22 protein-coding genes, 1 pseudogene and 2 riboswitches are annotated in these 23,129 nt (G+C 68.7%); of the genes and pseudogenes, 12 read left to right on the top strand and 11 right to left on the bottom strand.

The window, feature by feature from the left end:
- From GXW79_RS20355 to GXW79_RS20325, 7 genes and pseudogenes are all read left to right on the top strand, one after another.
- Positions 1-1,650: pseudogene (locus GXW79_RS20355) on the top strand (hypothetical protein); the annotation flags it as partial.
- 212 nt (positions 1,651-1,862) lie between these two features.
- Positions 1,863-2,159, top strand: coding sequence for an AtpZ/AtpI family protein (locus GXW79_RS21855; RefSeq protein ID WP_211876286.1), 297 nt, complete (start codon positions 1,863-1,865; stop codon positions 2,157-2,159).
- An 18-nt stretch (positions 2,160-2,177) separates the two neighbouring features.
- A complete protein-coding gene (locus tag GXW79_RS20345; protein ID WP_211876285.1) occupies positions 2,178-2,933 on the top strand; it encodes a F0F1 ATP synthase subunit A in 756 nt (251 codons plus the stop codon).
- 43 nt (positions 2,934-2,976) lie between these two features.
- Positions 2,977-3,201, top strand: a complete 225-nt coding sequence (locus GXW79_RS20340; RefSeq protein ID WP_211876284.1) for an ATP synthase subunit C family protein — start codon at positions 2,977-2,979, stop codon at positions 3,199-3,201.
- A gap of 79 nt (positions 3,202-3,280) precedes the next feature.
- Entirely contained in the window at positions 3,281-3,781 is a 501-nt protein-coding gene (locus GXW79_RS20335; protein WP_211876283.1) for a F0F1 ATP synthase subunit B family protein, read from the top strand.
- Between the two features lie 3 nt (positions 3,782-3,784).
- Positions 3,785-4,294 (top strand): F0F1 ATP synthase subunit B family protein, encoded by a 510-nt coding sequence (locus GXW79_RS20330; RefSeq protein WP_211876282.1) that lies wholly within the window; start codon positions 3,785-3,787, stop codon positions 4,292-4,294.
- Between the two features lie 96 nt (positions 4,295-4,390).
- A complete protein-coding gene (locus GXW79_RS20325) occupies positions 4,391-5,962 on the top strand; it encodes an ABC transporter substrate-binding protein (RefSeq protein WP_211876281.1) in 1,572 nt (523 codons plus the stop codon).
- A gap of 54 nt (positions 5,963-6,016) precedes the next feature.
- Here GXW79_RS20325 and GXW79_RS20320 read toward each other — a convergent pair whose 3' ends face one another.
- The 5 genes from GXW79_RS20320 to GXW79_RS20300 form a co-directional block, all read right to left on the bottom strand.
- Complete coding sequence (locus GXW79_RS20320) at positions 6,017-6,556, bottom strand: NUDIX hydrolase (RefSeq protein ID WP_211876280.1); 540 nt, start codon at positions 6,554-6,556, stop codon at positions 6,017-6,019.
- A 32-nt stretch (positions 6,557-6,588) separates the two neighbouring features.
- Positions 6,589-9,498 (bottom strand): aminomethyl-transferring glycine dehydrogenase, encoded by a 2,910-nt coding sequence (gcvP, locus tag GXW79_RS20315; RefSeq protein ID WP_211876279.1) that lies wholly within the window; start codon positions 9,496-9,498, stop codon positions 6,589-6,591.
- Positions 9,495-9,872, bottom strand: a complete 378-nt coding sequence (gcvH, locus tag GXW79_RS20310; RefSeq protein WP_211876278.1) for a glycine cleavage system protein GcvH — start codon at positions 9,870-9,872, stop codon at positions 9,495-9,497. Before gcvH ends, gcvP begins: the two co-directional genes overlap by 4 nt.
- 13 nt (positions 9,873-9,885) lie before the next feature.
- Positions 9,886-11,001 carry a glycine cleavage system aminomethyltransferase GcvT gene (gene gcvT, locus GXW79_RS20305; RefSeq protein WP_211876277.1) on the bottom strand — a complete coding sequence of 372 codons (1,116 nt, stop codon included), beginning with the start codon at positions 10,999-11,001 and terminating at the stop codon, positions 9,886-9,888.
- 50 nt (positions 11,002-11,051) lie between these two features.
- Positions 11,052-11,148: riboswitch (glycine riboswitch) on the bottom strand.
- Positions 11,149-11,152: 4 nt separating this feature from the next.
- Positions 11,153-11,243: riboswitch (glycine riboswitch) on the bottom strand.
- Positions 11,244-11,311: 68 nt separating this feature from the next.
- Positions 11,312-11,833: a hypothetical protein gene (locus GXW79_RS20300; RefSeq protein ID WP_211876276.1), complete on the bottom strand. Its 522-nt coding sequence runs from the start codon at positions 11,831-11,833 to the stop codon at positions 11,312-11,314.
- Between the two features lie 84 nt (positions 11,834-11,917).
- On the opposite strand from GXW79_RS20300, the gene ispH reads away from it, so the two are divergent.
- Genes ispH through rnhA form a run of 3 tightly spaced genes read left to right on the top strand, consistent with a single transcriptional unit; the run spans position 11,918 to position 14,284 of the window.
- Positions 11,918-12,877 carry a 4-hydroxy-3-methylbut-2-enyl diphosphate reductase gene (gene ispH / locus GXW79_RS20295; RefSeq protein WP_211876275.1) on the top strand — a complete coding sequence of 320 codons (960 nt, stop codon included), beginning with the start codon at positions 11,918-11,920 and terminating at the stop codon, positions 12,875-12,877.
- Entirely contained in the window at positions 12,877-13,845 is a 969-nt protein-coding gene (locus tag GXW79_RS20290) for a homoserine kinase (protein ID WP_211876274.1), read from the top strand. Before ispH ends, GXW79_RS20290 begins: the two co-directional genes overlap by 1 nt.
- Entirely contained in the window at positions 13,835-14,284 is a 450-nt protein-coding gene (rnhA, locus tag GXW79_RS20285; protein ID WP_211876273.1) for a ribonuclease HI, read from the top strand. The genes GXW79_RS20290 and rnhA overlap by 11 nt, the downstream gene beginning before the upstream one ends.
- 67 nt (positions 14,285-14,351) lie before the next feature.
- On the opposite strand, the gene clpA is transcribed toward rnhA, so the two are convergent.
- The 3 genes from clpA to GXW79_RS20270 form a co-directional block, all read right to left on the bottom strand.
- A complete protein-coding gene (gene clpA, locus GXW79_RS20280; RefSeq protein WP_211876272.1) occupies positions 14,352-16,694 on the bottom strand; it encodes an ATP-dependent Clp protease ATP-binding subunit ClpA in 2,343 nt (780 codons plus the stop codon).
- Positions 16,695-16,829: 135 nt separating this feature from the next.
- A complete protein-coding gene (clpS, locus tag GXW79_RS20275) occupies positions 16,830-17,171 on the bottom strand; it encodes an ATP-dependent Clp protease adapter ClpS (protein ID WP_211876271.1) in 342 nt (113 codons plus the stop codon).
- A 293-nt stretch (positions 17,172-17,464) separates the two neighbouring features.
- On the bottom strand, positions 17,465-18,148 hold the full coding sequence (locus GXW79_RS20270; protein WP_246504178.1) for a phasin family protein: 684 nt from the start codon (positions 18,146-18,148) through the stop codon (positions 17,465-17,467).
- A gap of 348 nt (positions 18,149-18,496) precedes the next feature.
- On the opposite strand from GXW79_RS20270, the gene GXW79_RS20265 reads away from it, so the two are divergent.
- Together GXW79_RS20265 and GXW79_RS20260 are read left to right on the top strand one after the other, a co-directional pair.
- On the top strand, positions 18,497-19,726 hold the full coding sequence (locus tag GXW79_RS20265) for a D-alanyl-D-alanine carboxypeptidase family protein (protein ID WP_246504177.1): 1,230 nt from the start codon (positions 18,497-18,499) through the stop codon (positions 19,724-19,726).
- A 132-nt stretch (positions 19,727-19,858) separates the two neighbouring features.
- Positions 19,859-20,452: a pyridoxamine 5'-phosphate oxidase family protein gene (locus tag GXW79_RS20260; RefSeq protein WP_211876270.1), complete on the top strand. Its 594-nt coding sequence runs from the start codon at positions 19,859-19,861 to the stop codon at positions 20,450-20,452.
- Positions 20,453-20,482: 30 nt separating this feature from the next.
- Here the strand turns inward: GXW79_RS20260 and galU are convergent, their stop codons facing one another.
- The 3 genes from galU to GXW79_RS20245 all read right to left on the bottom strand — a co-directional run bounded on the left by galU (position 20,483) and on the right by GXW79_RS20245 (position 22,900).
- Complete coding sequence (gene galU / locus GXW79_RS20255) at positions 20,483-21,355, bottom strand: UTP--glucose-1-phosphate uridylyltransferase GalU (protein WP_211876269.1); 873 nt, start codon at positions 21,353-21,355, stop codon at positions 20,483-20,485.
- 160 nt (positions 21,356-21,515) lie between these two features.
- Positions 21,516-22,199, bottom strand: coding sequence for a J domain-containing protein (locus GXW79_RS20250; protein ID WP_211876268.1), 684 nt, complete (start codon positions 22,197-22,199; stop codon positions 21,516-21,518).
- Complete coding sequence (locus GXW79_RS20245; RefSeq protein ID WP_211876267.1) at positions 22,199-22,900, bottom strand: vWA domain-containing protein; 702 nt, start codon at positions 22,898-22,900, stop codon at positions 22,199-22,201. The genes GXW79_RS20250 and GXW79_RS20245 overlap by 1 nt, the downstream gene beginning before the upstream one ends.
- Positions 22,901-23,129 lie beyond the last annotated feature (229 nt).

Below are 23,129 nucleotides of genomic sequence, written 5' to 3'. Positions count from 1 at the left end.
AACCGCGCCGCCGCCCAGCGCCTGCCGGCCCGCGCGGCGGAAAGCCAGGGGCGCCTCGCGGCCTTGTCGCCGCAGCATGCGCGGATCGCCGAGGACCTCGACGCGGCGCATGCGGCCGAAGACGCCGCGCGTGCTGCGTGGACCATGCTTCCGCCGCTCGACGCGGCGCGCGACCGGGCCAGGGAATGCGGCGCGGCGGCGAGGGTGGCCGCGACCAACGAGGCGCTCGCGAAGGCGGCGCTGGCCGAGGGGGAAGCACTCTGCCAACGCCTCCGCGAGGAAGCCTCCCTCCTTGCGACACGCCATGCGGATGCCGAGCGGCGCGAGGCCATCCTCGCCCCGCAGCGCGATGCCCAGGCGCGCGAAGCGGTGGAGGCATGCGAGGCGCTGGCGATCGCCGAGGCGGCCTTCGCGGCGGTGCCGGACCTTGCTCGGCTCCGCCAGGATGTGGACGCGGCGCGGCGCCTGGCGGGCGAGGCGCGCGGCGAGGAAGCCGCGTTGCGCGCCGCGCTCGGATCGCTGACGCAGGAAGCCACGCGGCTGCGCGATCGCCACGAGATTCTGGCCCTGGACGCCGAGAACTGGCGCGCGCGCGCCGGCGCCGCCGACATGCGGCTCGCCGAACTACACCGCCGCGCGTCTTCGGCCGCCGAGGAGTGCGCCTCGCTTGCCGAGCTGCCCGAGGCCGCCGCCGCCCAACGCGCCGCGGCAGCACGGCTGCTGGCCGAAGCGGAGGCGCGTCACACGGCCTGCGCCGAGGCCCTGGCGATCGCCGACACCAACGTGCGCGACGGCCAGTTGGCGCGGCGTGCCGCCGACGCCGCCTTCGCCCAGGCACGCGAGGCCTTGCTGCGCGGCGACGCGGCACGCGAATCCGCCGATGCGGCGGCCGCCGCGGTCAGTGCCCGCATCGCCGAACGCCTGGGCGAAGGGGCCACCCTTCCCGCCCCGCCCGAGGAGCTCTCCGACGCCGCCGAGGAACGCGCGCGTCGCAAGGTGGAGCGCCTCATCCGCGAGCGCGAGGAGATGGGCCCCGTCAACCTGCTCGCCGAGGCCGAGATGGCAGAGGCCGAGGCCCGGATCGCCGCCATCACCGCCGAGCGCGAGGAGATCGGCACCGCAGTGGCCAAGCTGCGCGGCTCGATCGGGCATCTGAACCGCGAGGGCCGCGACCGCCTGCGCACCATCTTCGACCGGGTGGACCGCGAGTTCCGCAAGCTGTTCGAGCGCCTGTTCGGCGGCGGCCGCGCCCATCTCGCGCTCGTCGGCAGCGACGATCCGCTGGAGGCGGGACTCGAGATCTTCGCCGAACCGCCGGGCAAGAAGCTGTCGACGTTGAGCCTGCTGTCGGGCGGCGAGCAGGCGTTGACCGCCCTGTCGCTCATCTTCGCCGTGTTCCGCTGCAACCCGGCGCCGGTCTGCGTGCTCGACGAGGTGGACGCCCCTCTCGACGACGCGAATGTGGAGCGCCTGTGCGACCTGCTGGACGCCATGGCCGCCGAATCCGGCACCCGCTTCCTGATCGTGACGCACCACCCGCTGACGATGGCGCGCATGCACCGGCTCTATGGCGTGACCATGCAGGAGCGCGGCGTTTCGCGTCTTCTGAGCGTCGATCTGGGCGTGGCCGTGGCGATGGCAGAAGCGTAGAGCTGGCCCCTGGCGAACCAATGCTTGTCTCACATGATGGGCGCTCCCGCGCCGCCACCTCCAAGTCATAAAAAATAAAAGATTGGGGGTTTGGGGGAAATTCATTTCCCCCAATCTTTACGCTCGAATCAGGCCCGCACTTGCTTGACACCCCCCGCCTCGCACCGTAGGAGCGCGTTGCCTTCCGGGGATAACCGCTGGGGGGGGCAAACGTGGCTGAACAAGACAACTTCGAGGATCGGCTTCGGCAAGCCAGGGCCCGTCAGGGCCTCGACATCGCGCCCGAAAAGCGCGACGGCAAGCCGACAAGTCCCTACGGGGTGGGGTTCCGCGCGGGGGTCGAGGTGGTTTCGGCGCTCATCGTCGGAATCGCGCTGGGGGCGATCCTGGATCGCTGGCTCGGCACCTGGCCCTGGCTCTTCCTGGTGTTCTTTCTGATGGGTGGCGTCGCCGGGGTCCTGAACGTCTATCGCCTGTTCAGCCCACGCGGTGGCGCCAAACCGCGCTGAGTTCGAGGAGGGGTCGCTGTGGCTGCCGAGGGTAATGCGATCGACGCGCTGAGCCAGTTCGCGCTCACCCCCGTGCTGGGTCCGGTGGGCCGGGCTATCGGTTTCTCCCAATCCAATCTGCACATGGTCATCGTGGCGGGGCTCATCATCGCCCTGCTCACCTATGGCATGCGCGCGCGCGCCGTGATCCCGGGCCGGCTGCAGGCCACTGCGGAGATGCTCTACGAGTTCGTGCGGAACCTCGTGGTCGGACAGGTGGGCGAGGAGGGCAAGCGCTTCTTCCCCTTCGTCTTCACGCTGTTCACCTTCGTGCTGTTCGGCAACATGTTCGGCCTGCTGCCGTATGCCTTCACCTTCACCAGCCACATCGCCGTCACCTTCGCGCTCGCCGCGATCGTGTTCGTGCTGATCACGGTCGTCGGCCTGGCGATCCACGGCAAGCACTGGTTCTCCTACTTCTTCCCCGAGGGTGCGCCGATCGTGCTGGCACCCCTGATCATCCCGATCGAGATCATCTCCTACCTGTCGCGGCCGGTGTCGCTTTCGGTGCGTCTGTTCGCGAACATGGTCGCCGGCCATGTCATGCTGAAGGTCTTCGCGACCTTCGTGGTGATGCTCGGTTCCGCTGGCGCACTCGGGATCGCGGGCTCGACCGCGCCGCTGGCGATCAACATTGCGCTCGTCGGCTTCGAGGTGCTGGTGGCCTTCCTGCAGGCCTATGTCTTCGCGATCCTCACCAGCATCTACCTCCACGACGCCGTGCATCTGCACTGAGCGTCGCCCACCCTCTAGCCTCTCTCACGGAAGGATTAGTTCCATGGATGTGCTCGCCGCCAAGGCCCTCGGGGCCGGCCTCGCCGTCATTGCTCTCGCCGGCGTCGGCATCGGCATCGGCAATATCTTCTCCGCCATGGTCACCTCGGTTGCGCGCAACCCGGGCGCCCGCGACGCGGTGTTCCCGATCGGCATTCTGGGCTTCGCGCTGACGGAAGCCGTCGCGCTGTTCGCCCTGCTGATCGCCTTCCTCATCCTGTTCACCTGAACCCCGGCGCCGCGCCTCGATCGTTCGGGGCGCGGGCTGGCGTTTGACGTGAACCGACAGGCAAGGGGACGCGCGCGCGATGCCGCAGCTCGATTTCGCCAATCCGCTGATGATCGGCCAGATTGTCTGGCTGCTGATCATCTTCGGGGCGCTCTATTACATCCTGTCGACCTATGCGCTGCCCAAGGTCGCGACGGTGCTCGAAGACCGTGCGGCCCGCATCGCGGCTGACCTGAACCTGGCACGTGCGGCGAAGGCCGAAGCCGATACGGCGATGGTGGCGCTGCGCGACGCGAGTGCGAAGGCGCGCGCCGAATCGCAAGGTGCGATCGCCGCCGCCGCAGCGAAAGCCACGGCCGAGGCGCAGGCCCGCGCCGAGGAACTGAACGCCAAGCTGAGTGCGCGCATCGCCGAGAGCGAGGCGCAGATCGGCCGCGCCCGCGACACGGCAATGGGTGCGCTGCGCGAAGTGGCTTCCGAGACGACGCTGGGGCTGCTGCAGAAGCTCACCGGCCGCGCCGATGACGCCGCTGTCGGCCGGGCCGTCGATGCCGCGCTCGCCGCGCGCACAGGGGGCTGAGCCATGGAACACCACTACGAACATTTCTGGCTGGACCCGAAATTCTGGGTCGCCGTCAGCTTCGTCATCTTCGTCTGCCTCGTGGCCAAGCTCGCCTGGGGCAAGATTACCGAAGCGCTCGATGGCCGCGCCGCGCGGATCCGCGCCGAGCTTGAAGAGGCCGCGCGCCTGCGTTCGGAGGCCGAAGCCATGCTGCGCCAGGCCGTCGCCGATCGTGAGGCTGCACTTGCCGAGGCCGAGGCGATGATCGAACGCGCCAAGCAGGAAGCGGAGCAGCTCGGCCAGACGATGGCCGCAGAAGCGGAGGCCGCGGCGCAGCGTCGGGAGCGTATGGCGATGGACCGGATCGCCGCCGCCGAAGCCGGTGCGGTGACCGCGGTTCGCCAGGCTGCCGCCGAGGTCGCCATCACCGCGGCACGCGCCGTGCTCGCCGAACAGCTGGACGCGACTGCGGACGGCGCGCTGATCGGCAAGGCGACCGCGGACCTGCCACGCGCGCTGCGCGCCGCCTGAGCACGCACGGAACGGGACGCCTCAGGCGCCCCGTTTGCATCGGCCGGTTTCTTGGGTAGCGTTCTGGTCCACACCTCCACGCGACAGGGATCACCGATGCGCCATCTGACGCTTGCCGCCGTGCTGCTTGCCGGCACCAGCCTCGCCGCCGACGCCAACGTCTTCCGCTGGGCCAATGACGGCGACGTCAACTCGATGGATCCCTATGCGCGGCAGGAGACGTTCCTGCTCGCCTTCAATTCCAATTTCTACGAGCCGCTGGTTCGCCGGAACAGCGAGATGGGTGTGGAGGCGGCACTCGCCGAGCGCTGGGAGATGGTCTCGCCCACGGTGTGGCGCTTCCACCTGCGCCAGAATGTGCGCTTCTCCGACGGCACGCCCTTCACCGCCGATGATGTGATCTTCAGCGCGCAGCGCACGCGCGCGCCGGGTTCGAACATGTCCTCCGTCCTCGCCTCGGTGAAGGAGATCCGCAAGATCGACGACCACACGATCGAGGTCGAGACCACCAACCCCAACCCCATCCTGCTCCAGGAAATCACCAACTGGGGCATCATGTCGCGCGTCTGGGCGGAGCGGAACAACGCCACGCGCCCCGCCGATCTCACGACGCGCGAGGAGAACTTCGCGACGCGCAACGCCATGGGCACCGGGCCCTTCCTGCTGCAAAGCCGTGAGCCCGACCGCCGCACGGTGCTGGTGCCCAACCCGAATTGGTGGGATCGCCCGATCCACAACATCACCCGCGCCGAGCTCAACATCGTGGCAAACGACGCGACGCGCGTGGCCGCGCTGCTCTCGAATGAGGTCGATTTCGTCTACACCGTGCCGCCGCAGGATGTGGAGCGGATCTCCCGCACCAATGGCGTGCGCATCATCCAGGGGCCGGAGCTGCGGACCATCTACCTCGGCATGGACCAGATGCGGCCGGTTCTGCTCAAGTCCGACGTCACCGGGCGCAACCCCTTCCAGGACGTGCGGGTGCGCCGCGCGATGCAGCTGGCCATCGACACCACCGCCATCCAGCGCAGCGTGATGCGCGGCCAGTCGCGCCCGACCAACCTCACCTACGGGCCCGGCGTGAACGGCTTCGTCGAGGCCGATGACCAGCGCCCTGCCGTGGACCTGCCCCGCGCCCGCACGCTGCTGACCGAGGCCGGCTTCCCCAACGGCTTCGGCGTCACGCTGGATTGCCCAAACGACCGCTACGTGAATGACGAGGGCATCTGCACGGCTGTCGTCGCCATGCTGGCGCGCATCAACATCCGGGTGACGCTGAACGCCCAGACCCGCGTGCGCTTCTTCGCCGAGGTCAACGGGCCGCGCTACAACACCAGCTTCTATCTGCTCGGCTGGACCCCGGCGACGTCGGATGCGCACAACGCCCTGTTCAGCCTCTCGGGCACGCGCGACGGGTCGCGCGGCGTGTTCAACAATGGTGGGTATTCCAACCCGCGCCTGGATACGCTGATCGACCGCATCGGCGTCGAGACCGACCAGGCAACGCGGCAGCGCCTCATCAGCGAGGCGTCCGGCGTGATCCGGGACGACGTGGCCTATATTCCGCTGCATCAGCAGCAGATCGTCTGGGCGGTGCGGCAGGGGTGGAACGTCGTGCAGACGGCAGATAACTACATCCAGCTGCGGCTCGTGCGGTTCGGGAATTGAAGAAGGACGGGGGGAAAGAATTCCCCCCTCAGACGCATACGATACGCTCTTCTTTTATTTTTGCGACGTGGGCGTCACCACGATACGGCCGGCAGCGAGCAGGCCGAGGTAAAGGGTGCCGATGTGGCTCGCATGCGCCACAAGGCCCTGCGGCAGTCCGGCGATCACCTCGGCAACCGGGACCAGCACCACTTCGATGTCCTCGGCCACGTCTAGGGCCTGCTCGGCCACGCGACGGGCGCTCAGCGCGAAAAACAAATGCACGCGGTTCGTGGCATGCGCCGGGTCGTTGAACGGCGCGGCATATTCCGAAAAACCCTCAGCCGCGAACCCGGTCTCTTCCAACAGCTCGCGTTCGGCGGCAGCGCGCACCGAGCCCTCGCCATCCTCATCCACCACGCCGCCCGGCAGCTCGAGCATCGCCGCCTCCGCGCCAGGCCTGAACTGCCGCACCATCACGACACGCTCATCCGGCGTGATCGCGACCACATGCACCCAGGGCCGCCAGTGCAGCATGTACCAGGGGTCGAGCGCGGCGCCGCGGCCGGTCACCCAGGATTCTGCGCGCAGGTCGATCCACTGGTCCCGGACCAACGACCGGGACCCGAGGCGTCGCCAGGGTCGTGTCACTCAGCGGCCTGCAGCTGCTGCGCCTGGGCGTATTCCTCGAGCGGCGCGCAGGTGCAGACGAGGTTCCGGTCGCCATGCACGTTGTCCACGCGCTTGACCGGCGGCCAGTACTTGTTCGCCCGCACGTAAGGCAGCGGGAAGGCCGCCTGCTCGCGCGAATAAGGGTGTGGCCAGCTGTCGGCCATCACCTCGGCGGCGGTGTGCGGCGCGTTCTTCAGCGGGTTGTCGACCCGGTCCGCCTCGCCGCGCTCCACCGCGCGGATCTCGGCGCGGATGGCGATCAACGCCTCGCAGAACCTGTCGATCTCGGCCTTGGGCTCGCTCTCGGTCGGCTCGACCATGAGCGTGCCGGCGACCGGCCAGGACATGGTCGGCGCGTGGAAGCCGTAATCCTGCAGGCGCTTGGCAATGTCCTCCACCAGCACCCCGCCACCCTGGCCGAAGCCGCGGCAATCGAGGATGCATTCATGCGCGACCATGCCCTTCGCGCCGCGATACAGCACCGGAAAATGCCCATCCAGCCGGCGCGCAATGTAGTTGGCATTGAGGATCGCGACCTCGGTGGCGCGCGTCAGGCCTTCGGCACCCATCATGCGGATATAGGCGTAGCTGATCGGCAGGATCGCGGCGCTGCCGAACGGCGCCGCCGAGATGACGATGCCGCTGTCGGCCGGCCCGGCCTCGGCCAGCTGCGGATGGCCCGGCAGGAAGGGCGCGAGCTCCGCCGTCACGCCGATCGGGCCGACGCCCGGGCCGCCGCCGCCATGGGGAATGCAGAAGGTCTTGTGCAGATTCAGGTGACACACATCGGCGCCGATGCTGGCCGGGCTGGTGAGCCCGACCTGGGCGTTCATGTTCGCGCCGTCCATGTAGACCTTGCCGCCCTCGGCGTGGACCAGGGCGCAGATCTCGCGGATCGCTTCCTCGAACACGCCATGGGTCGAAGGGTAGGTCACCATCAGCGCGGCGAGATCGTCGGCATGCTGCTCCGCCTTGGCGCGCAGGTCGCCGAGGTCGACGTTGCCGTCGCGGTCGCATCCCACCACCACCACCTTCATCCCCGCCATGACCGCGGAGGCCGGGTTCGTGCCATGCGCGGAGGACGGGATCAGGCAGACGTCGCGCCGCCGGTCGCCGCGCGAGAGATGCCAGGCGCGGATCGCAAGCAGCCCGGCATATTCGCCCTGGCTGCCGGCATTGGGCTGCAGCGAAACGGCCGCGAAGCCGGTGATGGCGCAGAGCCAGGCCGAAAGCCGCTCGACCAGCGTGATGTAGCCGCGCGCCTGCCCGACCGGCACGAAGGGATGGATGTTGGCGAAGCCGGGGAAGGTGACCGGGATCATCTCCGCGGTCGCGTTCAGCTTCATGGTGCAGGAGCCGAGCGGGATCATGGAGCGGTTCAGCGCCACATCCTTGTCCTCGAGGCGCTTGAGGTAGCGGAGCATCGCGTGCTCCGACCGATGCGTCGAGAACACCTCGGCCGTCAGATAGGGCGAGGTCCGCACGACGGGTGCCGGGATGCTGGCCGCCGCCTCGCCGAGATCAGCCGTGCTGCCGCCCACTTCGGCGATCGCGTCGCAAAGCGCGTCCAGGTCGCGGCGCGTGACCGTCTCGTCGAGCGCGATGGCGACGATGCCGGCGTCGTGCGGCGCCAGGTTGAAGCCGCGCGCGAGGGCCGCCTGCACCAGGGCCGGGGCACGCTCGCCGGCCTGTATGGCGATGGTGTCGAAGAACGCCTCATGCGCCAGGGAGAAGCCGGCGGCCTTGGCCGCGCCGGCCAGCAGCCGCGCCTGCAGGTTCACCCGCTGGGCGATGCGCGCCAGGCCGTCGGGGCCATGCCACACCGCATACATCCCCGCCATGACCGCGAGCAGCACCTGCGCGGTGCAGATGTTGGATGTCGCCTTTTCGCGGCGGATATGCTGCTCGCGCGTCTGCAGCGCGAGGCGCATCGCCGGCGCACCGGCGACATCGACCGAGACGCCGACGAGCCGGCCCGGCATCAGCCGCTTGTAGGCGTCCTTCACCGCCATGTACCCGGCATGCGGACCGCCATACCCCATCGGCACGCCGAAGCGCTGCGTGGACCCGACGACGATGTCGGCCCCCATCTCGCCCGGCGGCGTGAGCAGGCAAAGCGACAAGGGATCGGCCGCGACGATCGCGAGTCCGCCCGCGCCCTGCACAGCGGCGATCTCCGGTGCGAGGTTGCGCACCTCGCCTGTGGTTCCCGGGTATTGCAGGACCAGGGCGAACGGCCTTGCGGCGTCGATCGCGGCGAGCAATCCGCCCACCGGCACGATGCGCACGTCATAGCCGAGCGGCGCCGCGCGCGAGGCGATCACCGCGCGCGTCTGCGGGTGCACGTCGGCCGCGATCATCAGGGTGTTCACCTTGCCCCGCGTCGCGGCATGCGCCATCGCGACGGCTTCCGCCGCGGCGGTCGCCTCGTCGAGCAGCGAGGCGTTGGCGACCGGCAGGCCGGCCAGGTCGCAGACCATGGTCTGGAAATTGACCAGCGCCTCGAGACGACCCTGCGCGATCTCGGCCTGGTAGGGCGTATAGGCGGTGTACCAGCCCGGGTTTTCGAGGACGTTGCGCAGGATGACCGGTGGCGTGTGCGTGCCGTGATAGCCCTGCCCGATGAGCGACTTGATGTCCGCCCGGTTCTGGCCGGCGAGTTCGCGCAGCTCGGCGATGACCTCCGCCTCGGTCGAGGGGGGCGGCAGGACCGCGAGGTCCATGCCCATGATGTCGGCCGGCACCGTGCGCGCCGCGAGATCCGCGAGCGACGCGGCGCCCACGACCTTCAGCATGGCGTCGATCTCGGTCTGGCTCGGGCCAATGTGACGGCGCGAAAACTCCTGGCGATCCTCAAGCAGTGCCAGCTCGTCGAGATGGGTCACGCCATGCTCTCCACGAAGCGCGCATAGCCCGCCTCGTCCATGAGGGACTCGAACTCGGCGTGCACGCTCGGCTCGATCCGGAAGAACCAGCCCTCGCCGGTCGGCGCGCTGTTGATGAGGTTCGGCGCTTCCGCGAGCGCGTGGTTCACCTCGACGATGCGTCCGGCGATGGGCGCATAGACATCCGACGCCGCCTTCACGCTCTCGACCACGGCGCAGGCCTCGCCGGCGGCGACGACGCGGCCGACCTCCGGCAGGTCGACGAACACCACGTCGCCCAGCGCGTTCTGCGCGTGGTCGGTGATGCCGATGGTCGCGGCGTCGCCTTCCAGCCGCACCCATTCGTGGTCTTTGCTGAATTTTGTCTCGGCCATGATGGGTCTCCGGTCAGCGTGCGTAGCGGTGGGGAATGAAGGGCATGGCGGCGACGCGGCAGGGCAGCGCCTTGCCGCGCACCAGGATCTCGAGCGCGGTGCCGTCGGCGGCGTAGTCCGGTGCGACGTAGCCCATGGCGATGGGCGCGTTGGCACTCGGGCCGAAGCCGCCCGAGGTCACCTCGCCGACGGGCGTGCCGTCGATGGTCTGGATGATGCTGTGGGCGCGGGCCGGCTGGCGCCCTTCCGGGCGCAGGCCGACGCGGCGGCGTCGCGGGCCCTGCGCCAGCTCGTCGCGCAGGCGCGCGGCACCCGGGAAATCCCATGCCATGCGGCGACGCTTCCCCACGCTCCAGAGCAGCCCCGCTTCCGCGGCGCTCGTGGTCGCGTCGATGTCGTTGCCGTGCAGGCAGAGACCGGCTTCGAGGCGGAGCGAATCGCGCGACCCGAGCCCGGCTGGCAGCACGCCATCGAGCTTGAGCAAGGCGCGGGCGACCTCCTCAGCGCGTTCGCCGGGGACGGAAATCTCGACGCCATCCTCGCCCGTATAGCCGGAGCGCGAGATGATCGCATGAACCCCGAACAGCGTGGTCTCGACGATGCCCATGAAGCCGAGCGCGCTGACACCGGGCGCGTGTTCGGAGATGGCGGCCACCGCCTCGGGCCCCTGCAGCGCCAGCAGGGCGCGATCCTCGCGCCGCAGCAGCCGCAGACCAGGCGGGAGATGCGCGGCGATGCGGTCGAAATCCGCATCCTTGTTGCCGGCATTCACCACCAGGAACAGCCGCTCCCCGCCCTCGGGCGTGGGCAGGTTGGCGACCATGAAATCGTCGAGGATGCCGCCGTCCTCGTTCGTGAGCAGCGCATAGCGTTGGCGGTTCGGCTTCAGGCCAAGCACGTCGGCCGGCGTCAGCGTCTCCAGCGCCACGGCAGCTTCTGTGCCCACCAGCTCCGCCTGCCCCATGTGCGAGACATCGAACAGCGCCGCGCGCGCACGGCAATGAAGGTGTTCGGCCATGATGCCGGCCGGGTACTGCACCGGCATGGCATAGCCCGCAAACGGCACCATGCGACCGCCCAACGCGCGGTGCAGCTCGGCCAAAGGTGTCTCGCGCAGGGTCTCGGTCACGGTTGCTCCGGCCGCACGGGTGCGGCTTTGGGGTTCAGTCCGTGACCCCCCTCTGTCCTGGGACCTGAGAGATTCGGCACCGGCCGTTGACCGGGGGTGCCTTACTCCGTCGGTGCCGGCGCCGATCGCGCGCCGAGCTTTCCAGAGTTCCCTTCCCCGCGCGGTCCTTTGGCCTGAGCGTTTCCGGGGGCCGGTTGCGCCTTCGGCGGCCTCGCAGCGAGGCTCTCTCCCGCGCGGAATCGACGGGAGCTGTTGTGATGCCCGAGTGCGGTGGCGAAAGCAAGGCGCGAGCGGGTGCGGCGGGGGTCCTTTAGCGCACGCCGCGCCGACGATTATAAGCGAGCTCCTCGGCGGTGAGGCGGAACGAGACCCGCACGTTGAAGGTCTCGACCTCGCTCGCCGGCAGCGTGAGGCGGACGCGCTCCCCGAGCGTGAGCGCGCGGGATTGATTGGGCGGGAAGGCAGCACGGGTCGTGTAGTCCAGCTGGTCCAGGATCCGCGTATCGCGGTCATCGCTGACGGCCACGAACCACGGCAGGTCGACCGAGGCCGTGGTACCCGCGGGCCCCTGCTCCACCGCGAAGCGCGGCGTGATGTCGACCGCGATCGACCGGCCGCGATCGGCGAAGTCGCAGCGTGCCTCGAAGCCGGACAGGCGCGCATCGGCCGTCATCACCGACAGATCCTGGCCGGCACCGGCGCGGAACCGCGTAAGGTCTGCCCCGTCGCGCAGCAGCGTGATGCGCGGGCAGGGCGCCGTGCGCGTCGTCTCGCTCCCGCATGCGCCGAGCGCCATAACCCCCGCCAGCGCAAGCCCATGGTGCAGCCGCATATCGCTCTCCTCCCCTTTGCTATTTTTCCGGGGCTTCGCCATCTCTACTGTGCCGATGCCCCATCGGCCAGACCCAGGACCGTCATGACCGTCGCAGCAAAGCCCCGCCTTACCGTCCTTCTCGCAGGTCCGCGCGGTTTCTGCGCCGGGGTCGATCGCGCCATCAAGATCGTCGAGGAAGCGATCCGCCGGCATGGCGCGCCGGTCTATGTGCGCCACGAGATCGTACACAACCGCTTCGTCGTGGAGAGCCTGGAGAAAAAGGGCGCGGTCTTCGTCGAGGAGCTCGACGAGATCCCCGCCGACGGCCAGCCGGTCGTGTTCTCCGCCCATGGCGTGCCCAAATCGGTCCCGGCCGCGGCCTCCGAGCGGCAGCTCTATTTCCTCGACGCGACCTGTCCGCTCGTCAGCAAGGTCCACCGCGAGGCGGAGCGGCATTTCGCCGCCGGGCGCCACCTGCTGCTAATCGGCCATGCCGGGCACCCGGAGGTGGTGGGCACCATGGGCCAGCTTCCCCCGGGCGCGGTCAGCCTGGTGCAATCGGTCGAAGAGGTCGCGCGCCTTGTCGTGCCGCAGGGGCAGACACTCGCCTACACGACGCAGACCACCTTGTCCGTCGACGACACGGCCGAGATCGTCGCCGCCCTGCAGACGCGCTTTCCGGGGATCGAGGCGCCCGTCAAGGACAGCATCTGCTACGCCACCACGAACCGTCAGGCCGCGGTCAAGGCGGTCGCCGCGCGCGCCGAGATGGTCATCGTGGTGGGCGCGCCGAACTCCTCGAACTCCGTGCGCCTGCGCGAAGTGGCGCTGCGCACCGGCGCGCCGCGATCCATCATGGTCCAGCGTGGCGCGGAGCTCGATCCGTCGCTGGTCGACGGCCTTGCGACCATCGGCGTCACGGCTGGCGCAAGCGCGCCGGAACTGCTGGTCGAGGAAGTCCTGGCGAAACTGGCCGAGCGCTTCGACGTGGTGTGCGAGGAGGTCACCGTGGCGGTGGAGGACGTGATCTTCCGCCTGCCACGCGCGCTGGCGGGCGCCTGATGGCGGTCTACACCGAGGTCACCGACGAAGCGCTGCGGCATTTCCTGGCGTCCTACGCGCTCGGCGAACTGGTCGCGTTCCGTGGCATCGCGGAGGGCGTGGAAAATTCCAACTACGCGCTCAAGACCGAAGCGGGCGACTTCATCCTCACGCTCTACGAGAAACGCGTCGACCCCGCGGAGCTGCCGTATTTCCTGGGCCTGATGGATCACATGGCCGCCCGCGGCCTTGCCTGCCCGGTTCCGGTCAAGGGTGCGGATGGCGAGGCACTGCGCAGCCTCGCCGATCGTCCGGCTGCGATCTGCACCTTCCTCCCCGGCGTCTGGCCGCGCCGCGTGCGCCCCGAGCATTGTGGGCCGCTCGGCACGGCGCTCGCCGCCATGCACGATGCCGCCGGCGATTTTTCCGGCAGTCGCGCCAACACCCTGGGCCCGTCTGGTTGGCTACCCCTGCTGAACCGATGCCGCGGTGGCGCCATGCCCGCCGAGGGCGTCTTCGAGGAGCTCTCAACCGCCCTTCACCAGGTGCTGGAAGACTGGCCCCGCGTGCTACCGGTCGGCCAGATCCACGCGGACCTCTTCCCCGACAACGTCTTCTTCCTCAACGACGGCAAGACCCCGCGCGTCTCCGGCATCATCGACTTCTACTTCGCCTGCACGGACCTCCTCGCTTACGACATCGCCGTCTGCCTGAATGCCTGGTGCTTCGAGGCGGATTTCGCCTTCAACGTCACCAAGGCGCGCGCCCTGCTCGCCGGCTATCGCGCCCGGCGCGTGCTGAGCCAGGCGGAGATCGAGGCGCTGCCCGTGCTCTGCCGAGGTGCCGCCATCCGCTTCGCACTCACCCGCCTGTTCGACTGGGCGAACACGCCGGAGGGCGCAATGGTCACGCGCAAGGACCCGATGGACTACGTCCGGCGCCTGCGCTTCCACGCGGCCGCCCGGGGACCCGACGCCTATGGACTCTGACGCCGAGACGCGAACCGTCGAGATCTGGACGGATGGCGGCTGCAAACCCAATCCGGGGCCTGGCGGTTGGGCCGCCGTCATGCGCTTCGGGGCGGCCGAGCGCGAACTCTCCGGCTACGACGCAGCGACCACCAACAACCGCATGGAATTGATGGCAGCGATCGCGGCGCTTGAGGCCCTGAAGCGGCCCTGTCGCGTGGTGCTGCATACCGACAGCGAATACGTGCGCAACGGCATCAGTCGCTGGGTGAATGGCTGGGTGCGGAACAACTGGCGCAATGCCAAGCGTGATCCGGTGGCGAATATGGAGCTGTGGCAGCGGCTGCTGGCGGCGGCGAAGCCGCATGAGATCGAATGGAAATGGGTGCGCGGGCACGCGGGGGATGTGATGAATGAGAGGGCCGATAAGCTGGCGACGGCGGCGCGGGAAGGCGCATAAAAAAAGGCCGGGGAAAGGAATTTCCCCGGACCCCATTCTTTTATTTTTGGCTACTTAGGCGAGGGACTCAGCTCGCCGACTCCGTGGCGGGTTCGGAATCGCCCTCGCCCTCTTCGGGGCGCGGCAGCGCCGGCACCGCGGCCTCGATGAACTCGAAGGTCAAAGCCTTGTCCTTCATGCCCACCTTCACCGCGCCACCCTTGGCCAACTTGCCGAACAACAGCTCCTCGGCGAGCGGCTTCTTGATGTGCTCCTGGATGACCCGCGCCAGCGGACGCGCGCCATACAGCGGATCATAGCCTGCTTCAGCCAGCCATTCCTTGGCACCCGAAGACAGCTCGATCGTCACGTTGCGGTCGGCTAACTGCGCCTCCAGCTGCATGACGAACTTCTCCACGACCTGCGCCACGATCTCCTGGCTCAGCGCCGCGAACGGCACGATCGCATCCAGGCGGTTGCGGAACTCGGGCGTGAACATGCGGGTGATCGCCTCCGTATCCTCGCCCACGCGCGTCGTCCGCTCGAAGCCGATCGTGTTCTTCGCAAGGTCCGCCGCGCCGGCATTCGTGGTCATGATCAGGATGACGTTGCGGAAATCCACCGTCTTGCCGTTGTGATCGGTCAGCTTTCCGTGGTCCATCACCTGCAACAGGATGTTGTAGAGGTCCTGGTGCGCCTTCTCGATCTCATCGAGCAACAGCACGGCGTGCGGATGCTGGTCGATGCTGTCGGTCAGCAGGCCGCCCTGGTCGAAGCCCACATAGCCAGGCGGGGCGCCGATCAGACGCGAAACGCTGTGCCGCTCCATGTATTCGGACATATCGAAGCGGATCAGCTCGATGCCCAGCGTCTTCGAGAGCTGCTTCGCCACCTCGGTCTTGCCGACGCCGGTCGGGCCCGAGAACAGGTAGTTCCCGATCGGCTTCTCCGCATCGCGCAGCCCCGCACGGGACAGCTTGATCGCCGCCGACAGCGCCTCGATCGCCTTGTCCTGGCCGAACACCATCGACTTCAGGTCGCGCTCGAGGTTCTTGAGCACCTCCTTGTCGTCGGTGGAAACCGACTTGGGTGGGATGCGCGCGATCTTCGCGACGATGTCCTCGACATCCTTCAAGGTTACCGTCTTGCGCCGCTTGCTCTCGGGCTGGAGCATCCGCGATGCGCCGACCTCGTCGATCACGTCGATCGCCTTGTCCGGCAGCTTGCGGTCATGGATGTACTTCGCCGCCAGCTCCACCGCACCGCGAATGGCCTCGGTCGTGTAGCGGACCTTGTGATGCTTCTCGTAGTTGGACTTCAGCCCCGTGAGGATCTTGATCGTGTCCTCGATCGAGGGCTCGTTCACGTCGATCTTTTGGAAGCGCCGCACCAGCGCGCGGTCCTTCTCGAAGTAGACCCGGTACTCCTTGTAGGTCGTGCTGCCGACGCAGCGCAGCGTGCCCTGCGCCAGCGCCGGCTTGAGCAGGTTCGAGGCATCCATCGCCCCGCCCGAAGTCGCGCCGGCGCCAATCACCGTGTGGATCTCGTCGATGAACAGGATCGAGCCCGGCTGCGCCTCGAGCTCGTTCACCACGGCCTTCAGCCGCTCCTCGAAATCGCCGCGATAGCGCGTGCCGGCGAGCAGCGAGCCCATGTCGAGCGCGTAGATCGTCGACTTCAGCAGCACCTCGGGCACGTCGCCTTCGATGATCCGCTTGGCCAGACCCTCGGCGATGGCCGTCTTGCCCACGCCGGGATCACCGACATAGAGCGGGTTGTTCTTCGTGCGGCGGCACAGGATCTGGATCGTGCGCTCGATTTCCGAGTCACGGCCGATCAGGGGATCGATCTTCCCGGCCTGCGCCTTCTTGTTGAGGTTGACGCAGTAATTGGTCAGCGCGTCCTGGCCACGGGGCGCCCGCTGCGGCTTTTCCTCGCGCTCGTTGGGCTCCTCGGGCGGGGTCGAACCCTGCACCGGGCGCGGGGTCGACCGGCCAGGCGCCTTGGCAATGCCGTGGCTGATGAAGTTCACCGCGTCGAGTCGCGTCATGTCCTGCAGCTGCAGGAAATAGACCGCATGGCTCTCGCGCTCGGAGAACAGCGCGACAAGCACATTCGCACCGGTCACTTCGTCGCGCCCGGAGGACTGGACGTGGATCGCCGCGCGCTGGACCACGCGCTGGAAACCCGCGGTGGGCTTCGGGTCGCCCGAGCGGTCGGTCACGAGGCCGGCGAGATCCTTGTCGAGGAACTCGCCGAGGTCGCGCTTGAGCTTCTCGATGTCCACGCCACAGGCGCGGAGCACGGTCGTGGCGTCGGCATCCTCCGCAAGGGCGAGAAGCAGGTGTTCGAGTGTCGCGTATTCGTGCCGGCGGTCATTGGCGAGGCCAAGGGCACGGTGGAGCGTCTGTTCGAGGTTTCGGGACAGCATGGTGATTTACGCTCCCTGGAACGGGTGCGCGCAGGCGGTGCGCGGGGCCGTCGTCGTCATTTCGTCATGTAGGATGCCGGAAAGCCTTTGGCACCCCCAACGAAAAAAGCCGCACCGCGACCAAGTGTAACGGCACTATTCCTTCTCAATCGTGCATTGCAGCGGATGCTGGTTCTGCCGCGCCAGGTCCATCACCTGCGTCACCTTCGTCTCGGCGACCTCATAGGTGAAGACGCCGCAGACGCCCACGCCGCGGCGATGGACGTGCAGCATGATGCGCGTGGCCTCTTCCCGGTTCTTCTGGAAGAAGCGCTCGAGCACATGCACGACGAACTCCATCGGCGTGTAGTCGTCGTTGAGCATCAACACCTTGTACATCGCCGGTTTTTTGGTGCGCGGGCGGGTCTTGACGACGACGCCGGTGTTCGGACCGTCGCCGTTGCCGGGGCCGTTGTTGCGTTTGTCTTGGTCGCTCATGGCTGCTGGATGCTCATGGCCTGGGTGCTGTCTCGTTTCAGATGGTTCTCGCCGGCACGTCGGCCGGTCGGTCATCCTACGATATCGGATGTTTGCTGCGCCGGTGAAGTGCCACGCGTCGCATGAAACAAGCGTTTACCGGTGTGGCCTCGGAGCGGGGCTCCGTGGACGGCAACGCGAAAGGCCCGGCGTCGCTTCCCTCGGGGAGGGATGCGGCACCGAGCCAGTCGGGCGGCGCTGGCCAGAAAGCCTGGCCGGCGCGGGGATCGGCCGCCGAAACAGCGGCCGAAAAATCAGGCCGCGATCGGCTTGGAGAGCTTTTCCATCGCGATCTGCATGCGGGCCGTGATCGGCGCCGAGGCGGATTCCGTCAGGCGCAGCACGGCTTCCTGGAACTTCGTGGTCTCGGACGAGGACTTCTCGAACGCGGCCTTGGCGAAGGACGCCTGCAGGTCGGCAGCTTCCTTGAGGCTCTTCACGGAGGACAGAGCCTTGGCGCTCTCCATGGCGTGATCGGCGAAGCCCTGGGCGACCGCGGCGTACTGGCGCGCGAGGTCCTGGGTGCCGGTCGCCCAGAGCTGGGCAGCCTTGGTCATGGCTTCGATGTTGCCACGGCCGAATTCGGCGGCCTCTTCGGCGGCCTTCATCATGCCTTCGGCGGCCTTGGTTGCCTGTTCCATTGTCTTCTCCATGGTTGCGCGGGTTTGGACGGTGGTCTGGTCGATCATCGTCTTGGTCTTCGAGGCGGCATCCGCCGCGATGTTCGTCACGTTCGTCTCGATGGACATGGTGGTCTCCTTCACTTCGCTGGTCAGAATGGCCGAGGCGGGGAACGCATCGGCGATTTCGAGAGATTGTGGCGCCGGCGGCTCAGCGACCGGCGTCATCATCGGGGCGGACTCATCCGGCACAGCGCCTGCCGCCACGATCGCAGTCTTGCCGCGCGCTGGCGCGCGTCCCTTGGTGGTGCCGCTCATTGCCGCCCTACCTCATTTTGCTGGAGACCGGCTTCCCGGATCTCCGACCACACCTGCGTTGCACGCCGACAGCCGGAACACGTCCGGCGAGCCGTTTTGCTGCGGTGCAACATGAGTGTTCTAGGAGAGCCACAACCAGCGATGCAAGGGTTTTTTGCAGTGCAGCATAAAAATTAGTCTGTCTGCCCTTGCAGCGTCTTGCGGGCCGGGCGCAGCCTGAACCTTTAACCTGTTGGCCAGATTTGGAACATCGCCGGAGAAGCTGGACAGGCGCAGCCTCGTTCCGGTAAACCATGCGCGTCCGATCTGGACAGCCGAAGGGCGGCGCTGGCCGTTGGGGAAGGTTCCATGGTGCTGCTGCGCTTCGCCGGATCCCGGCCCTCTCGCGTCGGGTTCGCCCGCGCCTTCATGGTCCTGACGATGATCGCGGTCCTGGCCTGCCCCCAGCAAGCGGATGCCCAGATCGGCAGCGACCGCTACGCCGCGATCGTCCAGGATGCGCGCACCGGCACCACGCTGATGGCGGCCAACGCCGACGAGTATCGCCATCCGGCCTCGCTCACCAAGATGATGACGCTCTACATGCTGTTCGAGGCGCTCCGGACCGGTCGCGTGCGGCTCGACACGCCGATCACCATGTCCCGCGAGGCGGCCGCGCAGCCACCGTCGAAGCTCGGCATTCCGGCGGGCTCCAGCCTGACGGTCGAGGAAGCGATCCTGGCACTCGTCACCCGCTCCGCCAATGACGTCGCCTGCGCGATCGGCGAGATGCTGGCCGGCGACGAGGAGCGCTTCGCCCAGGTCATGACCCAGCGTGCCCGTTCGCTCGGCATGACGCGCACGACCTTCAGGAACGCGTCGGGCCTGCCGGATTTCGAGCAGGTGACGACGGCCCGCGATATGGCCCTGCTCGGTCGTCGCCTGCGCGATGATTTCCCGACCTACTACCACTATTTCTCCGCCGATGTGTTCCGCTTCCGCGGCCGCGTCATCGCGAACCACAACCGCCTGCTCGCGGAATATGACGGCACGGACGGCATCAAGACCGGCTACGTCCACGACAGCGGCTTCAACCTGGTCACCAGCGTCCAGCGCGACGGCCAGCGCCTGGTCGCCGCCGTCTTCGGCGGCGCCACCAGTCGCGAACGCGACCGCCATATGATGGAAATCCTCGACGCCGGCTTCTCCCGCCTGGGCATCGGCCCGCGCGAAGTGCCGATGGCCGCGGCGCGACCCTCGTTCGGCCTGGTGCCGAGCGCGCGCGCCGACACCCTGCCGGTGGAGAGCGCCGCGCGCCGTGGCCGCGGCGCCGAGTTCGTCGCCGCCTCGCGGTATTCGGGTCGGCGTCCGGAACCCGTCGTGTCTCGCCGCCCAGGAGCCCGTGGGCCGGTTGCCGACCGCCGCGTGACCGTGCGCGACGAACTCGGGCAGCGTGGTTCCGCCGCCTCGCGAAGCGCCCTGGCGCGCAGCGGCGGCCCCGCGCTGCGTGCACCGCTGCGCCAGACGGCAAGCCGCAACGCCGCGCGCATCGAACAGGGCGACCGCGAGCCCCAGCGGCGAACCGTCGCACGGCGCTAGCGGCGTCGTCGGATCGGGGTTTCGCGCTCCGGCACTTGCAGAATCCGGAACGGTACTTCTCGGGACCCTCGGCTGTCGCGGGCTTCGCAGGCGCGCCATATCGGGCGGCAGCCGAAGCCGGGAGCCATCGCCATGGGACGCCACTACGCCGACATCGCCTTCACCCCGCGGGTCAAGGCAGAGCAGGAGCGGATCGGGTCGCGCCCCGCCTACGCGCGGGAGGCGCGTGACGACAGCGCCCTGGGTGCCGCCGAAGCCGGCTTCATCGCCGCGCGCGACAGCTTCTACATGGCGAGCCTGTCCGAGACGGGATGGCCCTATGTGCAGCATCGCGGGGGCCCGCCGGGCTTCCTCCGCCTGCTTGGCCCGACGCTGCTTGGCTTCGCCGACCTGCGCGGGAACCGTCAGCACATCAGCGTGGGCAATTTCGGCGCCTCCGACCGAGTGTCGCTGTTCCTGATGGACTACGCCGCGCGGCGGCGTCTCAAGATCCTCGGCCATGCACGCGTGGTGACCGAGGGCGCCGATGCCGCCCTTGTCGCGGGCCTGGCGCCGCCGGGTCTCGAGGACATCGCGGAGCGCGCCATCATGATCGATGTCGTGGGCTTCGATTGGAACTGCCCGCAGCACATCACGCCGCGCTTCACGGCGGCAGACCTCGCCCCGCTCATGGCCCGGCTTGAGGCGGCGGAGGCGGAGCTCGCACGCCTGACGACCGGCGCCTGAACGCCCGCCATCGGGACCGGGTGTGAACGCTCAGGCGTATTGCTTCAGGATTGCCCGCATCGCCGGCGCCATGTCCGGGCGCTGCAGGGCGAAAGCCACCTGCGCTTCCAGATACCCCGCCTTGTCGCCGCAGTCGAAGCGCCGTCCCTCGTAGCGGACGCCGTGGAACGGCTGATGGCCGATCAGCTTCGCCATGCCGTCGGTCAGCTGCACCTCGCCGCCCGAACCCTTCTCCATCTTGGCGAGATGGGTGATCACCTCCGGCATCAACACATAGCGGCCGATGACCGTAAGGTTGGACGGCGCCTGGTCGACGGGCGGCTTTTCCACCAGGCCCTTGACCGAGACGAGCCGGCCCTTGTCCTCGGCGACGTCGAGGACCCCGTAGCGGTTCACCCGATCCCGCGGCACTTCCTCGATGGCCACGACGTTGCCGCCGGTTTCCTCATAGGCGCGGGCGAGCTGGGCCGTGCAGGAGACGTCGCACATCATCAGGTCGTCGGGCAGCAGGATGGCGAAGGGGTCGTCGCCGATGAAGGCACGCGCGCACCAGATCGCGTGGCCCAGGCCCATCGGCACCTGCTGGCGCACCGTGACGATTGCCCCCGGCGGCACCGCCTGCGCGCGCAGCAAATCGAGCTCGGTCTGCTTGCCGCGCTCGGCCAGCGTGCGCTCAAGCTCGTAGGCGACGTCGAAATGCTCGACGATCGCGGTCTTGCCGCGCCCGGTGATGAAGCAGAACTGCTCGATACCGGCGGCGCGGGCTTCCTCGACCGCATACTGGATCAGCGGCTTGTCCACGACCGGCAGCATTTCCTTGGCCATGGCCTTCGTGGCCGGCAGGAACCGCGTGCCGAGGCCGGCGACCGGAAGAACGGCTTTCTTGAGGGGCTTGAGGCTCATGCTGAACAGTTCCTGGCGTGCGGCGTGTTGGGAAAGCGACCACGTCCTGGCGTCGGATTTATGGCAGCCCGGGACCATAACGCGCGAGCCCGATGTTTGTTGAGGGGCGGTCTCTCGCCCGCTCCGCAAGCTGGCCCAATCTGGCCCTGGCAGGGCTTCCTCAGCCCAGAAGGAGGTCGCGCGCCGCGTTCAGCCGGGCGGCGAGCCAGTCGCTGCCGCCCTGGTCTGGATGCGCCGCGCGCATCATCCGGCGATGGGCGGCGCGGATCGCCGCCTCCGTCGCGCCGTCGTCCAGGCCCAGAATCGCCAAGGCTTCGGAACGGCTGAGCGGTGCCGAGGATGGCGCCGGCTCTGCCCGCCAATCGGGGTGCACGCGGTCCATCCACGCCTCCAGCAGCGGCACGCTTTCGGGATCCGCACCCATGCAATCGGCCAGCAGTTCGCGCAGTGCGGCCAGCGACAGGTCCGCGAGTGCCACCCCCGCATGCGGCCCGCGCAGGACCCGGCCGGTCATGGTGCCGGTGGCATGGTCGAGTGCGAGGTCCAGCGTGGCGGTCACCACGCGTGAGGCGTCCGCGCCCGCCGGCTGCTGGGCGAAGCGGCGCGCCAGGCGCCGGCCCTGCCACCACCGCCAGGCCGCCGGGCCGAACAGCGCCAGCGCCCAGAACACCTGTCCGCCGCGCCCTGTCGCCAGCAGCAGCACGATAGCCGCGCAGCCGAGCATGGCGCCGCCGAGTGCCGCCGTCTTCTTCACCTGCTCGATCGGCGCCGTCGCGAAGGCGTTCAGCAACGCGATCAGCAGGATCAGCGCCAGGGCTCCGAGGGCGAGTGCCGCGAACGGCATCAGCGCGGCGCCGGCAATTGTGCGACCAGACGCCGCGCCGCGGGATTTTCCAGGCTGGCCATCGCGCGCCGGCCACCGGCCGCATAGGTGGCGACCGCGCGCAGCAGATCGCGCAGCATCGCCGCACTCGCCGGGTCGAATGGGGCGAAGGCCCCGCCGGAAAGCCTGGCGATCTCGGGGAACAAGGCGCTGGCGGCGGGGTCCTGGCCTTCGAGGAAGGTGAACACCGGAACCCCGCGAAGCCCCAGCTCGCCGGCCGCATGGCAGATCGGGTCGGCGGGCTCCTCGGCGGCGTCGCCGACCAGGACCACGGCACCCAGCCGCTCCGCCTGATGCGCCTTCTCGGCATGCGCGAGCATCCGCAGGATCTGCGTTTGCCCACCGCGACACTGCACCCCGGCCATGCGGCGGCCGAGCTCCGCGGCATCCGTCAGGAAGGGGGTGGCCGCGCATTCATTGTAGCCGCGCCAGTAGCACAGCGAGATCGCGATCCCGCCCAGGCCCTGCGCGGCGGCGAACATCTCGGCCTGCAGCTGGCAGGCGCGGTCCCAGCTGGGCTGGCGCGACGCGGTGGCGTCCACCGCGAAAAGCAACCGCGCAGGACGCCCGGCCGCCGGGCGCACCTGCGGCATCGTCGCGAGGCGGTCGAGGAAGGCGGCAACGGCCGTGGTGGGGCCGGGCTTGGAGGGAACCCTTGTCATCTCTCGCAGATGGCACCGCCCAGGCGTCGGTGCCAGGGTGGCGAAGGGCGGCACCATGCGGCATGGTTCCGCGCACAGATCGACGACCGGAGGCGGACCATGCGCGTAGCCCGTGGATTGATGCTTGGCCTGATGCTGGTCGCTGCGCCGGCCATCGCGCAGAAGCCAGGCGCGGCGCCGCCGGCGATCGCGCCTGGCCTGCCGACGACCAAGCCGCCGCCGCTCGGCG

The sequence above is a fragment of the Plastoroseomonas arctica genome, assembly GCF_018128965.1.
Classification (GTDB): domain Bacteria; phylum Pseudomonadota; class Alphaproteobacteria; order Acetobacterales; family Acetobacteraceae; genus Plastoroseomonas; species Plastoroseomonas arctica.
Note: the sequence above shows the minus strand (reverse complement) of the source record. Positions and strands in the feature narration are given on the sequence as shown.